The sequence below is a fragment of the Roseomonas genomospecies 6 genome (assembly GCF_008365375.1).
Taxonomy (GTDB): domain Bacteria; phylum Pseudomonadota; class Alphaproteobacteria; order Azospirillales; family Azospirillaceae; genus Azospirillum.
The window spans coordinates 1-13,750 of record NZ_QOKW01000030.1 but is presented as its reverse complement, the minus strand read 5'-3'; the positions used below and the strand labels follow the sequence as shown (position 1 = coordinate 13,750).

Sequence of the window (13,750 nt, the reverse complement as noted above, 5' to 3'; positions counted from 1 at the left end):
CCACCCTGCCCTTTCGAAGCTCCCGTCATGCTGACCGCCAACCTCGCCGCCCTGGGGGCCGCGCTCTGCTGGGCGGCCAGCGGGCTGATCGCCGTCGGCCCCGTGCGCGCCATCGGGTCGGTCGCCTTCAACCGCCTGCGCATGAGCATCGTCTTCGTCGGCATGGCGCTGGCCGCGACCCTGCTTGGCGGCTGGCAGACGCTCGACCTGCACGGGGCCGCGATCCTCGCGCTGTCCGGCGCGGTCGGCATCGTGATGGGCGACACCGCCCTGTTCTGGGCGCTGGGGCGCATCGGGCCGCGCCGCAACTCGGTCATCTACGCCACCAACGCGCCGATCACCGCGCTGCTCGCCTGGGCCGTGCTGGGGGAGGCGCTGGGGCCGTGGACCGCCGTGGGAATCGCGCTGGTCACCGCCGGGGTGATGCTGGCGATCTTCTTCCGCGCCAGCCCCGCCGCGAACGGCAACGGCGGCGTCCCCCACGACTGGGAATCGGTGCGGGGCCGCCTGCTGATCGGCGTCGGCGCCTGCCTGATCGCGGCCTGCTGCCAGGCCGCCGGCTCGGTCATCGCCCGTCCGGTCATGGCGGCGGGCGCCGACCCCATCGCCGCGGCGGCGGTGCGCGTCGGAACGTCGGGCCTGCTGCTGTTCGCGGGCGGGCTGCTGCCGGGCCAGCGCTTCGGCTTCGGCGCCGGGCTGACGCCGCGCATCCTCGCCCAGGTGGCGGTGAACGGCTTCGTCGGGCTGGGGCTGGGCATGACGCTTCTGCTGATCGGGCTGGCGCACGGCAACGCGGGCGTGGTCGCCACCCTGTCGGCCACCAGCCCGGTGCTGATCCTGCCGATGCTGTGGGCCTGGACCCGCCAGCGTCCGGGGTCCGGGGCCTGGGCGGGCGCCATCGTCGCGGTGCTGGGAGTTGCCCTGATCGTCAACCGCTGAAAATTTTTGTCTGAAACTGTTGCGCCAAGGAATTTCAGGGGCAGGATGGAGAAACCGGCTTCCGGTTCCCGCATTCCGACATTCCCGCATTCCGACAAGGCGCGACACCCCATGGCCACCCCCCGCCGCAAGCGTCCCGGCGCCGATCCCGCAGCGCCGGTGCTCCATCTGACCCGCTTTCTGCCCTACCGCCTGTCGGTGCTCTCCAACACGGTCAGCCACACGGTGGCGAAGCTGTACGAGAAGCGGTTCGGCATCACGATCCCGGAATGGCGGGTCATCGCCGTTCTGGGCGGCGGCGAGACGCTGAGCGCGGGGGAGATCGCCCAGCGCACGGCCATGGACAAGGTGCAGGTCAGCCGGGCCATCAGCCGGATGCTGGATTCGGCCCTGATCCTGCGCGAATCGGGCGCCACCGACCGCCGCAAGGCGCAACTGACCCTGACGCCAAAGGCCATGGCGATCTACACGGAGATCGTCCCCCTCGCGCTGGCCTACGAGCGGGAGCTGACCGGCGCCCTGTCGGATGAGGAGATGGGGCAGCTCGACCGGCTGCTGGCCAAGCTCCAGACCCAGGCCGACGCTCTGGCCGCCCGCCCCACTCCGACTCCCCCGGAAGCGGGGTGACCGTTCACGCGAAGTCCTTGAAGCTATCCGCCGCCGCGCGGTCGTAGCCCTGGCTGGCGCGCAGGAGCTGCCGCGTGTAGTCCTCCCGAGCGGCGCCCCGGCGCAGGGCCTCCACCTCCATCTCCTCGACGATGCGGCCCCGGTTCATCACCGCCAGCCGGTCGCACATGGTGGCGACGACCGCCAGATTGTGGCTGACCAGAACGTAGGTCAGCGCGTGCTCCGCCCGCAGCCGCTTCAGCAGGTTGAGGATTTCGGCCTGCACCGACACGTCGAGCGCCGAGGTCGGCTCGTCCAGCAGAAGCACGCGGGGCTCCAGCACCAGCGCGCGGGCGATGGCGACGCGCTGGCGCTGCCCGCCGGAAAGCTGGTGCGGGTAGCGGAAACGGAACTGCGGCCCCAGACCGACGTCGCGCAGCACCCGGTCGATCCGCGCGTCGGCGTCGCGCAAGCCATGGATGGCGATGGGCTCGGCCAGGATGCGGTCGATGGTGTGGCGCGGGTGCAGCGAACCGTAGGGGTCCTGGAAGACCATCTGGCAGGACTTGAAGAAGCCCTTCTCGCGGCGACGGCTTTGCGCCGCACCGGCCACGGCGATGGCGCCGGTCCAGTCGTGGTTCAGCCCGACGACGGCGCGCAGCACGGTGGACTTGCCCGACCCGGACTCGCCCACCAGCCCGAAGCTCTCGCCCTCCCGCACATGGAAGGACACCCCCTGCACGGCGGCCACGGTGTCGGCCCCATGGCCGAAGGTGACGCGCAGATCCTTCACGTCGATCAAGGCCTCAGCCCTCCAGCCAGGACGGGTCGCGCGCCAGCACCGGCAGTTCCGCCCGCGTGTCGTCCAGGCGCGGCAGGCTGTCGAGCAGGCCGCGGGTGTAGGGGTGTTTCGCTGCGTGCAGCTCCGACGCGCGGCAGGTCTCCACGACGCGCCCGGCATACATGATGAGGATGCGGTCGCAGAAGGACGCCACGAGGTTCAGGTCGTGGCTGACGAAGATCATCCCCATGCCGCGGCTGGAGCACAGCTCGTCCATGATCGCCAACACCTGCATCTGCACCGTCACGTCGAGCGCCGAGGTCGGCTCGTCGGCGATCAGCAGGTCGGGGTTGGGGATCAGCATCATGGCGATCATGATGCGCTGGCCCATGCCGCCCGACACCTCGTGCGGATAGAGGCCGTAGACCCGCTCCGGGTTGCGGATGCGCACGGCCTCCAGCATCTCCAGCGCGCGCCGCTTCGCCTCCGCCTTGCCGGCGCTGGAATGGACGCGGTAGGCCTCGGCGATCTGGGCGCCGATGGTCATCACCGGGTTCAGCGAGAATTTCGGGTCCTGCATGACCATGGAGATGCGCCGCCCGCGGATGCCGCGCAGCCGCTTCTCCGGCAGGGTCAGCAGGTCCTCGCCCTGGAAGGACAGTTTGTCGGCGGTGACGAGGCCGGGCGGCGGGACCAGCCGCAGGATGGCCCGCCCGGTCATCGACTTGCCGGAGCCGGACTCGCCGACGATGCCCAGCTTTTCCCGCCCCACGGTGAAGGAGACGCCGCGCACGGCCTGCGTCACGCCTGTCCGGGTGGGGAAGGAGATGCGGAGGTTCTCGACCTCCAGCAAGGGTGTCTCGCTCATTTGCCTTTCGGGTCCAGAACGTCGCGCAGGCCGTCGCCCAGCAGGTTGAAACCCAGGCTGACCACGAAGATGGCGATGCCGGGCATGGTGGCGACCCACCATTGCTCCAGCACATACTGGCGCCCGGTGGCGATCATCGCGCCCCATTCCGGCGCGGGCGGCTGCGCGCCGAGGCCGAGGAAGCCCAGCCCCGCCGCCGTCAGGATGATCCCCGCCATGTCCAGCGTCACCCGCACGATCAGCGAGGAGGAGCAGAGCGGCACGACATGGCCGAGGATGATCCGCGGCGTCGAGGCGCCCTGGAGCCGGACGGCGCTGATGAAGTCGCTCTTGCGGATGGTGATCGTCTCGGCCCGCGCGATGCGGGCGTAGGGCGGCCAGCTCGTGATCGCGATGGCGATGATGGCGTTCTCGATGCCCGGCCCCAGAGCGGAGACGAAGGCCAGCGCCAGGATCAGCTTCGGGAAGGCCAGGAAGATGTCGGTGACGCGCATCAGCGCCGCGTCCACCCAGCCGCCGAGATAGCCCGCCACCGTCCCGATCAGCAGCCCGGCGACCGGCGCCGTCACCGCGACCAGAGCGACGATCATCAGCGTCAGGCGGGAGCCGTAGAGGATGCGCGACAGGATGTCCCGCCCGAAGGCGTCGGTTCCCAGCCAGTGCGCCGCGCTGGGCGGCAGCAGCCGCTGCGACAGGTTCTGCGCGTAGGGATCGTAGGGGGCGAGCAGCGGGGCCAGCGCCGCCATCAGCACCAGCAGCAGCACGATGCCCAGCCCGATCATGGCCAGCCGGTTGCGCGAGAAGGCCAGCCAGCCCAGATAGACCCGGCCCAGCCGCGCCTGCCCGCGTGACCGCGGCGTTTCCGCCGTCAGCCACGCCCGCAGCCCGTTTTCCGTCTGTGCAGTCATCGCGCCCCTCATCGCGCACGCGGGTCCAGCAGGCGGTACAGCAGGTCGGACAGCAGGTTCAGGCCGATGAAGACCGCCCCCACCACCAGCGTGCCGCCCAGCACCGCGTTCATGTCCGCCGACAGCAGCGAGTTGGTGATGTACAGCCCCAGCCCCGGCCATGCGAACACCGTCTCCGTCAGAACCGACCCCTCCAGAAGCGAGGCGTAGGACAGAGCCACCACCGTGGTCAGCGGCACCGCGATGTTGCCCAGCGCGTGGCGCCAGATCACCCGCGTTTCCGACATGCCCTTCACGCGGGCCGTCGTGATGTATTCCTGGCGAAGCTGGTCCAGCATGAAGCTGCGCGTCATGCGCGCGATGTAGGCCACGCTGTAGAGGCCGAGGATGCCCGCCGGCAGCATCAGGTGATGCAGCGCGTTCCAGAACACGTCGGTCTCGCCGGCCAGCAGGGCGTCCACCGTGACGACGCCGGTCACCGGATCGACCAGCCCTTCGTAGAAGACGTCCACCCGCCCCGGCCCCGGCGCGAGGTCCAACCGCGCGTAGAAGACCAGCAGCGCCATCAGCCCCAGCCAGAAGACGGGAATCGAATGGCCGATCAGCCCGATCACGCGGATCAGATGGTCCGGCCAGCGCCCCTGGTGGACGGCGGCCATCACCCCCGCCGGAATGCCCAGCAGCACGCCGACGATCACCGCGGCGGTCGCCAGCTCCAGCGTCGCCGGGAAGACGCGCAGGATGTCCTCCAGCACCGGGCGGGAGGTCAGCACCGAGGTGCCGAAATCGCCCTGGAGCACGTCGCCGACATAGCGCAGGAACTGCTGCCACAGCGGCAGGTCCAGCCCCAGCTCCTGCCGGACGCGGGCGTAGGTGTCGGCGGACACGCGGTCGCCGACCACGGCGATCACCGGGTCGATGGGCACCACGCGCCCGATCAGGAAGGTGACGAGCAGAAGCCCGAGGAAGGTCAGCGCCACGGAGACGAGCAGCCCCGCCCCCCGCACCACATGGCGCCGCCCCGGCATCCCCGGTCGTTTCAAGATAGCGGCCAAGTTTCACCCGAAATGAGTTCAAAGTCCCTCTCCCGCCCCGGGAGAGGGAAGGGACCCGTGCGGAGCACGGGAAGGGTGAGGGTGCCACCGAGGATCGTGCCTTGATCCTTGCGCTACCCTCACCCGCCCGCTTCGCGGCCCCCCTCTCCCGGAGCTCTCGGCGGCCAAAGGCCGCCTGACGCCGTCAGCGCCCGCATGCGGGCGCGAGAGGCGGGAGAGGGAATGATGCAGCGCCCCTACTTCTTGCTGACCTTCCAGTAATAGTTGCTGTCGAAGCTCGGCCCCCAGACCAGCCCTTCGACGTTGCTGCGCTCCGCGATCACTTCGGTCTGCTGGAACATGATGATGAAGGGCGACGTCTCCAGCACCTCGCGCTGAAGCTCCTGGTACATGGCGGCGCGCTTGCCGGCGTCGCGCTCCTCGACCGCGGCGAGGGTCTTCTTGGTCAGCTCAGGGATGTCCCAGGCGTTGCGCCAGGCGAGAGGCTTGGCCTTCGCGTCGTCGGCGTTGTCCGGGTTGGCGGCGAAGGTGTCGGCGTTGGTGTGCGGGTCCTGATAGTCGGCGCCCCACTGGTACAGCAGCGCCTCGTGGTTGCGGGCGCGGTACTTGGTGACCACCTGCTTGCCGTCCGCCGGCAGCAGGTTGATCTTGATGCCCGCCGCCGCCGCGCTGCCCTGGATGGCCTGGGCCATGTCCATGCTGGGCGAGGTGTTGCGGACGTCCATGGTCACCGTGATGCCGTCCGGATAGCCGGCCTGCTTGAGAAGCTCCTTCGCCTTGGCCGGGTCGTAGCCGTAGGGGTTCTCCTCCAGCGCGCCGAGGAAGCCCTTGGGCAGGAAAGCCTGATGGACGGTGCCGAGCCCGTTCATGATGGTCTTGCCCATGCCGTCGTAATCCACGGCGTACTTGAACGCCTTGCGCACGTCGGGCTTGGCCAGGACCTCGTTCTTCTGGTTCAGGGCGAAGTAGTAGAGCGTGCCCTTGGGCGCCTGGACGATGCGGATCTTGTCGTTGCCGCGCAGCGGTTCGAACTGCTCCGGCTTCAGGTTGCGGGCCACGTCCACGTCGCCCTTCTCCAGCAGCAGGCGCTGGGTCGCCGGCTCCGCGATGTGGCGGATCAGCACGCGCTTCACCGCGGGGGCGCCGCCCCAGTAGTTGGCGTTGGCTTCCAGCGACAGAAGCTCGCTGGCCTTCCACTGACGCAGGATGAAGGGGCCGGACCCGGCGGAGTTGGTCTTCAGGAAGGCGGCGCCGAAGTCGCCGTTGACCTCCTTGCTCTTGACCAGCTTGGAGTCGACCACGCCGGACACGTCGGCGGTCAGGCAGTAGAGGACGAAGGTGGGGGCGTAGACCTTGTCCGTCTCGAACACCAGGGTGCGCGGGTCGGTGGCGCGGACCTTCTGGTCGACGTTCTCCGGCGTCAGGCCGAACTGGGTCAGGATGAAGGCCGGCCCCTTGTTCATCTTCACGGCGCGCTGGAAGGACCAGGCCACGTCCTCCGCCGTCAGCGGGTTGCCGGAGTGGAACTTGATCCCGTCGCGGATGGTGAAGGTGAAGGTCTTGCCGTCGTCGGAGACGGTCCAGCTTTCCGCCACCTGCCCGTGGATCTTGCTGACGTCGTTGACGTCGAATCGGATCAGCCGGTCATAGACCTGGGCGCCGTACTCCGCCCCCGACAGTTCGAAGATCTCGCCGGGGTCGAGCGTCACGATGTCGTCGAACTGCCAGGCCATGACCAGCGTGTCCTTCGGCGTGTCGGCCAGGACCGGCGTGGCCGCGAGGCCGAGCGAGAAGATGGCGGCACCGGCAAGACGGCGCGCGAGCGTGTTCATGGTTCCCGTACTCCCTGCAAAATCCCGTGGCGACCCCGGACGGGGCGAATTCTCTTTGGAATTCTTGCCGGTTAACGCCCGAATGATCCGGCGGCGCGGGTTCGTCTGTCAAGCGGGTGGCGGTCATAGCGCCGGGCTTGCCGGCTTCGCCGTTCCATCCACATCACTGGCAAAGCGATGCCGGTGAAACGAAGGAGGACCCATGGACCAGGACCGCGAGAACGGCCAGTCGCGCGTGCCCAAGCCGCCGAGCCGCGAGGAAGTGGAGAAGATCAGCGACGCGCAGCGCTACATCACCGACGACTGGACCGGCGACGGGGGAAAGCCGGACGACCGTCCCGCGACCGACGCCGGACGTTGAGACAGCGGGCGTTGAGTCCGGGGCCGTGCCCGCGTAGCCTCGTCCGCCGGTAACCACCACCGACGACCACACGCGCGGGGACGACCATGATCGGGAACGACGGAAAACCGGTGTCGAAGGAGGGGCTGCGCCAGCACCTCGCCGCCTACAACACGCAGTCGCGCGGGTCGAAGGAGTTCGCGGCGATCCCCCGCGCGCTGGTCACCATCTGCGACAACCTGAAGGCCGGCAAGACCACCTACGTGAAGTGCCTGGACGGCCAGTTGCAATTGTCACGGCGCAAGGACAACAGCGTCCAGGCGGCGTAGCGCCCCGTCACTCCTCCCCCTTCACCGGCCCCTCATCCTTCACTGGAAAATCGAACCAGGGCAGGCGCAGGAATTCATGCTCCCGCAGCCGCAACGCCCGCCCGCGCCGCGCCCAATCGTGGAGCACGGCGTAGGGGGCCGCCTGATCCAGCGTCCAGGCCGCCTCGCCCCGGTCGAAGAACCAGCCGATGTAGGCGCACACGAGGCCGAGGACCCCCCGCCCCGCCGCGGTCGGCGCGACGCCGAGGAAGCTGACGATGATGTCGTCGAACGGCCCGCGGGCGCGGCGGTCACGCATGATCGTCAGGTCCCAGCCCGCCCCGTCCCGCAAGTCCGGCGGGAGCGACGCCGTGCAGCGGGCGTCGATGTCGGTGATGAAGACCGGCGCCCCCGTCCGCTCCAGAAGATCCAGGGCCACGAGGAAGCGCGCGCAGGCGTAATAGGTCGTCTCCGCCCCCGGCGCGTGGGCGGTCAGATCGATCCGCTCCATCGACCAGGACAGGCGCCCCGGCTGGGCGGCGCAGCGGCGGTCCAGGTCGGCGCGGTCCTCCGCGCCGGGGTTGACGACATGGACATGCACGCGGTTGCCCGTCTCGTCCTTCAGGGCATGGGACAGGAACCATCCGCCGAAGCGCCGCCAATAACCCGAATCGACGCTGACCAGCAGGATCGCCCCGCCCTCCGCCGTGGGCGGGACGGGCATCGAGCGCTCCCCCGCCTCTGCGATGCGCGGACGATACCCGGCGAGCGCGTCCAGGAAGACCGGGCGCGCATCGACCTGCCGCCATTTCGCCGCCTGGGGATCGGCGCGGACCGCCTCCCCCGGCCAGCCGCGGAGATGGCGCCGGGCGAGGCGCGAGGCGGCCACCAACCGCCCCCGCCGGTAGAGGTCATGGGCAATGCAGGCCGCCGCCGCTCCATCTCCCGGCACGCGGCGCAGCCGGTCCCGCGCCCGTTGCGCGATCCGCTCCAGCCGCGCGTCGTCCAGCATGCCGCGATGGATGGTCAGCAGGGCGGTGCGGAACAGCGCCGCCTCCGCGACCTCGCCCGCCCCGCGCTCCAGCGCCTCCCGGAACAGGTCGAGGGCGCGGGCGAGCGGTTCGGCCCAGGTCGGCTCCGGGCGGTCGGCGCGGGAAAACTCCGGCAGGGCGCCGCTGGCCTGCAAGGTCGCCATGGCGAGGTTGCTCAGCGCCGTCCCGTCGCCCGGCCTTAGCCGCGCCGCCCGGTCGTAGCCCGTCACGGCCCCGTCCGCCTCCCCCGCCGCCAGCCGCGCCCGGCCCACAGCCCCCCAGGCATCGGCGCTGTCCGGCGCCAGGGCCAGCGCGTGGGCCAGCCAGCGCTCCGCCGCCCCACGGATCACCCCTGGCTCCGGCCCGCCGGCCAACAGCCGTCCCGCCGCCAGCGCCGCCGCCCCATAACCGGGATCGACCCGCAGGGCTGCACGAAAACAGCTCAGCGCCTCCTCGACCCGGCCCAAATCCCCATGGCCCAGATCGCCCAGCGCCAGCCCCCGGTTGAAGGCCGCCTTCGCCCGCGCCGGGTCCAGCGCCAGGGCGCGCGCGTGGTGCCCGACCGCACGCGCCACGTCGCCGCCGGTGCGGCGCAGGCTGCCCAGATTGTCGTGATAGTCCGCCACCTCCGGGTCCAGGGCGATGGCCTGGGCGATCAGGGACAGCGCGTCCTCCGTCCGCCCGATCTGGCCGGACAGCACGCCCAGCAGATGCAGCGCGTCGGCCTGCCGCGGATCGGCGTCGAGAATGGCCCGGTAGATCCCGGCGGCCTCGCCCATCCGTCCGGCCCGGTGATGGCCGATGGCGATGGCGTAGGCTTCGGACAGGCTGACCATGACGACTCCGGGCTGCGCTTGCGACATCGCGTCCGTTTGCGGGGGCGCGCCGTCCCTCTACCATCGCGGGCCATGCGAACCGATCCCGACGGCCTTCCCCATCATGACGACCGCCGCGCCCTGGCGGAAGCCCTGCGCGCCGCTCTGACGCAGCGCTTCCCGGATGCCGACGCCGATCTGGCCGCGGCCATCGGGGCCATAGCGGCCAGCCGCTTCTTCGGGGTGCGCTTCCGCGCCGAGGGCAACGCCGCCCGCGCCTGGGTCGCCCGGCGCCCCAACCCCGACGTCTTCGAGGTCTGGGACCCCGCCACCGGCGCCTGGGACTTCGCCGAACGCCTGCCCGACCCGTCTCTCTACCAGCCGACTCCGGAGGGTACCGGGCGCATCGCCGCCAAGGCGCAGGAGGCCATGGCCGCGGTCGCCGCCGCCGGTCGGCTGGCCCACGCCCTCGCCACCGGGGTCGAGCCGGACGACGAGTGATAGGACTCAGGCGGTGGCGAACAGCCCGCCGTCGTCGGAACCGTTCGGCCCGTCATCCGCGTTCGGATCGCCCAGAGCCGTTTCCCAGCCCAGCGCCGGCAGGGCGATGCTGCGCGTGTTGCCCAGCCCGCCGCGCGTGGCGATGAAGCCCCGCTGCTCCATGTAGGTCAGCAGCCGCCGCGCCCGCCCGCGCGACCGGCTGCCGCAGGCGCGGGCCACGTCGGCGTCGGACGGGCAGGGCAGATGGTCCAGCGCCGCGCGGGCCAGCAGCAGGAAGACGACCTGGATGTCCTCCGGCAGGGTGGCCGCGACCTGGGTCGCCTTTTCCCAGGCGGGATTCTCTTCGGTGTCCTGCCCCGCCCCGGCGCGGGCCGCCGCCAGCTTCCGCCGGAAGGCCGGCAGTTCCAGCAGGTCCCCCCGCACCTCCCGCGCGCGGCAGCGGACCAGGAAGTCCTGATAGAGCACGGCGATGGAGCGGTAGGGCGCCTCCGGATCGGCCAGCACCTCGCGCAGGACCGCCTCATAGGCGGCCTCGCGCTCCGCCGCCTGTTCCGGGGTTTCCGGCTCCTCCATGGGAAGCTCGGGCGCCGCGTCCGCGGTCTCCGGCTCCACCGGCAGGGGGCGCGGGCGGGCCAGCCGGGCCAGCAGGTCGGCGCTGGCGCTGGTGGAGGGGCGGCGCACCGGCAGGCGTGGCGGCTCCGGCTCGCCCGGCTGGAAGATCAGCTCCCGCGCGTCCTCCAGCGGGGTGTCGGGCAGCGGCATCAGCTTCGGGCTGCCGGCACGGCCCTGCGTCTCCACCGCCCCGATGCGCAGCGGCAGCGGGCGGCGCGAGATGGCCGGGCCGAGCGCGATGAAATGCCCGCGCTCCAGGTCGCGGAACATCTCCGCCGTGCGGCGCTCCATGCCCAGCAGGTCGGCGGCGCGGGCCATGTCGATGTCGAGGAAGGTGCGGCCCATCAGGAAGTTGGAGGCCTCCGCCGCGACGTTCTTGGCGAGCTTGGCGAGGCGCTGCGTCGCGATCACCCCGGCCAGCCCGCGCTTGCGGCCGCGGCACATCAGGTTGGTCATGGCGCCCAGCGAGACCTTGCGCGCCTCGTCCGACACCTCGCCGGCGGCGGAGGGGGCGAAGAGCTGCGCCTCGTCCACCACCACCAGCATGGGATACCAATGGTCGCGGTCGGCGTCGAACAGCCCGCCCAGGAAGGCCGCGGCGTGGCGCATCTGCATCTCCGCGTCCAGCCCTTCCAGGTTCAGGACGACGGAGACGCGGTGCTGGCGCACGCGGGCGGCAACGCTCTGCAGGGCGGCCTCGCTGTGCTCGTCGGCGTCCACCACGATGTGGCCGAACCGCTCCGCCAGAGTCACGAAGTCGCCTTCCGGGTCGATCACCGCCTGCTGGACCCAACGCGCGCTCTGCTCGATCAGGCGGCGCAGCAGGTGCGACTTGCCGGAACCGGAATTGCCCTGCACCAGCAGACGGGTCGCCAGCAGTTCCTCCAGATCCAGCATCGCGGGCGCCCCCGTCGCGCCAGCCGTCATGGCCGCCCCCATGTCGATGCCGACCTTCATGCCCCGCCGCCCCCCAGATCCATCATCGTCTGCGTTGAAGCGCACCCCTATAGCGCAAAGCGGGGCCGGGGTGCGAAGGGCATTTTGGATCGCCCTCCGCGCACGCGCCTTGCCTTTGTCACGAAACCGAAAAGATCATCCGCTACAACATGGGCTTGCCCGCGACGAACATGGACAGCCGGCGGTGGACGAAGCCATGGCCTCGGTGCCAGCACAGGAAATGGAGGAGGGCGGCGGCGCCCCGGCGGGACGCGCCCACCGGGCCGGGCTGCCGCCGGAATGGTCCAACCTGCTGGCCGGGCTGTCGGTCGCCTTCCAGCCCATCGTGCAGATGCGCACCGGGCGCTGCCACGGGATGGAGGCGCTTCTGCGCGGGCTGGACCGCAGCCCCTTCGCCAGCCCCAACGACCTGCTGGACGCCGCCTGCATGCAGGGCCTGCTGGCCGAGGTGGAATGCGCCCTGCACGCCAAGGCCACGGCGGCCTTCCGCGCGCTGGACGACTGGCAGGACGCCAAGCTGTTCCTGAACATCGACGCGCGGGTGGTCGGGGTTGCCGGCTCCCCCTGGCTGCCCCCCTTCGCGCTGGCCCCCTTCACGCAGGATGGCGGCACGCCCGACCGGCGGCTGAACATCAGCCTGGAAATCTCCGAACGGCGGGAGCTTCGCCCCGACCACAGCATCGAGCAGGCCATCGACCGTTACCGCCAGGCGGGCATCGGGGTGGCGCTGGACGATTTCGGCGTCGGCTTCGCCGGTCTGCGGCTGCTCTACGAATCGAAGCCCGACTATCTGAAGATCGACCGCTACTTCGTCGCCGGCATCGACCAGGACACGCGCAAGCGGGCCATCGCCCACGCGCTGGTCGGCTACGCCCACGCGCTCGGCATCCTCATCATCGCCGAGGGGGTGGAGACGGAGAAGGAATTCCACACCTGCCGCGATCTCGGCTGCGACTTCGCCCAGGGCTATCTGATCGCCCGGCCCAGCCTGGACCTGCGCGCGGTGCCCGAGCGCTACGCCATCGTGGAGGAGTTGAACCGCCAAGACCGGCGCAAGCCGAACGAGGCCCGCCTGCGTCTGTCCGAGGTGATCGAGCGGCAGCCGCCGCTGGCCGTGACCTCCCCCAAGACGGAGCTTCTGGAGTATTTCCGCGGCGACAGCAGCCCATCCATTGCCCCCATCGTGGACCGCCAGCGGCGCCCGCTGGGGCTGATCCGGGAGCGTGACCTGAAGCGCTACGTCTATTCCCGTTTCGGCAGCGAACTGCTGCGCAACCGCGGGCTGGGCGACACGCTGATGGAACTGGTGGTGAAAAGCCCCGTCTGCGACATCTCCACGCCGCTCGACCAGGTGATCGAGGCCTTCTCGGCGGAGGAGGCGAGCGACGGAATCATCATCATCGAAGGCGGGGAGTATGCCGGCTTCCTGTCCAGCGGCGCGCTGATCCGGCTGGTGCACGAGCGCAACCTCGCCATGGCCGCGGACCAGAACCCGCTGACCCGCCTGCCCGGCAACGCCGCCATCGTGCGCCACATCGAACGCGCCCTTCAGGAGCAGGACCGTGGGCATGTGCTGGCCTATCTCGACTTCGACAACTTCAAGCCCTTCAACGACCGGTTCGGCTTCCGCCAGGGCGACCGGGCGATCCTGATGTTCAGCGAACGGCTGAAGGCCTGGGCGTCGGGCAACGGCGGCTTCGCCGGCCACATCGGCGGCGACGACTTCTTCGTCGCACTCAGTGGCGCCGAGGAAGCCGACGCGCTCGCCCATGTGGCGGAGCTGGTGGCTCAATTCCGTTCGGACGCGGAAAGCCTCTACGATCCGGAGGCCCGGGAGGCCGGCTGTTTCCAGGGCCAGGACCGCTACGGCGCGGTGCGGCATTTTCCGCTGCTGTCGGCCAGCGGCGTCGCCGTGGTGGTGGCCCCCGGACCGCATCGCCTGACCCCCGACGCGATCAACACCGCCATCGCCGCCCACAAGGCCGCCGCCAAGGAAAACCCCGAGAAGATCTGCACCGTCCGCCTCCCCTGACCCCCGCCTGCTCCGTTCAATCCCCTCCCCCGTTGCGCCAGGGCTATCGCATCTGAGTAAAGCAGGTTGCGTCTGTTGACCTGAAGGAAGCGGTCGCTTTGGCCTTTTTCTTCAGGAGACGCGCGATGCTCTCTCTCATGGAAATTTTCCGAGAGGTTCGTGACC

Annotated in this window: 13 protein-coding genes; 6 read left to right on the top strand and 7 right to left on the bottom strand. The window is 70.4% G+C overall.

What is annotated here, in order from left to right; genetic code table 11:
• Positions 1-27 precede the first annotated feature (27 nt).
• Both DS843_RS25905 and DS843_RS25900 read left to right on the top strand, forming a co-directional pair.
• Positions 28-939, top strand: a complete 912-nt coding sequence (locus DS843_RS25905; protein WP_149471716.1) for a DMT family transporter — start codon at positions 28-30, stop codon at positions 937-939.
• A gap of 111 nt (positions 940-1,050) precedes the next feature.
• Entirely contained in the window at positions 1,051-1,566 is a 516-nt protein-coding gene (locus DS843_RS25900) for a MarR family winged helix-turn-helix transcriptional regulator (RefSeq protein WP_149471715.1), read from the top strand.
• Between the two features lie 4 nt (positions 1,567-1,570).
• On the opposite strand, the gene DS843_RS25895 is transcribed toward DS843_RS25900, so the two are convergent.
• The 5 genes from DS843_RS25895 to DS843_RS25875 form a co-directional block, all read right to left on the bottom strand.
• On the bottom strand, positions 1,571-2,338 hold the full coding sequence (locus DS843_RS25895; protein ID WP_475849392.1) for an ATP-binding cassette domain-containing protein: 768 nt from the start codon (positions 2,336-2,338) through the stop codon (positions 1,571-1,573).
• Positions 2,339-2,351: 13 nt separating this feature from the next.
• Positions 2,352-3,194, bottom strand: a complete 843-nt coding sequence (locus tag DS843_RS25890; RefSeq protein WP_149471713.1) for an ABC transporter ATP-binding protein — start codon at positions 3,192-3,194, stop codon at positions 2,352-2,354.
• Positions 3,191-4,102, bottom strand: a complete 912-nt coding sequence (gene nikC, locus DS843_RS25885; RefSeq protein ID WP_208852327.1) for a nickel transporter permease — start codon at positions 4,100-4,102, stop codon at positions 3,191-3,193. Before nikC ends, DS843_RS25890 begins: the two co-directional genes overlap by 4 nt.
• Positions 4,103-4,110: 8 nt before the next feature.
• On the bottom strand, positions 4,111-5,130 hold the full coding sequence (locus tag DS843_RS25880; protein ID WP_149471711.1) for an ABC transporter permease: 1,020 nt from the start codon (positions 5,128-5,130) through the stop codon (positions 4,111-4,113).
• 263 nt (positions 5,131-5,393) lie between these two features.
• On the bottom strand, positions 5,394-6,989 hold the full coding sequence (locus tag DS843_RS25875) for an ABC transporter substrate-binding protein (protein ID WP_149471710.1): 1,596 nt from the start codon (positions 6,987-6,989) through the stop codon (positions 5,394-5,396).
• Between the two features lie 202 nt (positions 6,990-7,191).
• On the opposite strand from DS843_RS25875, the gene DS843_RS31385 reads away from it, so the two are divergent.
• Both DS843_RS31385 and DS843_RS25870 read left to right on the top strand, forming a co-directional pair.
• Positions 7,192-7,350, top strand: a complete 159-nt coding sequence (locus DS843_RS31385; RefSeq protein ID WP_167525468.1) for a hypothetical protein — start codon at positions 7,192-7,194, stop codon at positions 7,348-7,350.
• A gap of 86 nt (positions 7,351-7,436) precedes the next feature.
• On the top strand, positions 7,437-7,658 hold the full coding sequence (locus DS843_RS25870; protein WP_149471709.1) for a hypothetical protein: 222 nt from the start codon (positions 7,437-7,439) through the stop codon (positions 7,656-7,658).
• A 7-nt stretch (positions 7,659-7,665) separates the two neighbouring features.
• On the opposite strand, the gene DS843_RS25865 is transcribed toward DS843_RS25870, so the two are convergent.
• Positions 7,666-9,531 (bottom strand): tetratricopeptide repeat protein, encoded by a 1,866-nt coding sequence (locus DS843_RS25865; RefSeq protein WP_149471708.1) that lies wholly within the window; start codon positions 9,529-9,531, stop codon positions 7,666-7,668.
• Positions 9,532-9,576: 45 nt separating this feature from the next.
• Here DS843_RS25865 and DS843_RS25860 point away from each other — a divergent pair, with 45 nt between their 5' ends.
• On the top strand, positions 9,577-9,984 hold the full coding sequence (locus DS843_RS25860) for a hypothetical protein (protein ID WP_149471707.1): 408 nt from the start codon (positions 9,577-9,579) through the stop codon (positions 9,982-9,984).
• 6 nt (positions 9,985-9,990) lie between these two features.
• Here DS843_RS25860 and DS843_RS25855 read toward each other — a convergent pair whose 3' ends face one another.
• Positions 9,991-11,553, bottom strand: coding sequence for an ATP-binding protein (locus DS843_RS25855; RefSeq protein ID WP_149471706.1), 1,563 nt, complete (start codon positions 11,551-11,553; stop codon positions 9,991-9,993).
• 184 nt (positions 11,554-11,737) lie between these two features.
• Here DS843_RS25855 and DS843_RS25850 point away from each other — a divergent pair, with 184 nt between their 5' ends.
• Positions 11,738-13,585, top strand: coding sequence for a bifunctional diguanylate cyclase/phosphodiesterase (locus DS843_RS25850; protein ID WP_286192324.1), 1,848 nt, complete (start codon positions 11,738-11,740; stop codon positions 13,583-13,585).
• The last annotated feature ends 165 nt before the right edge of the window (positions 13,586-13,750 follow it).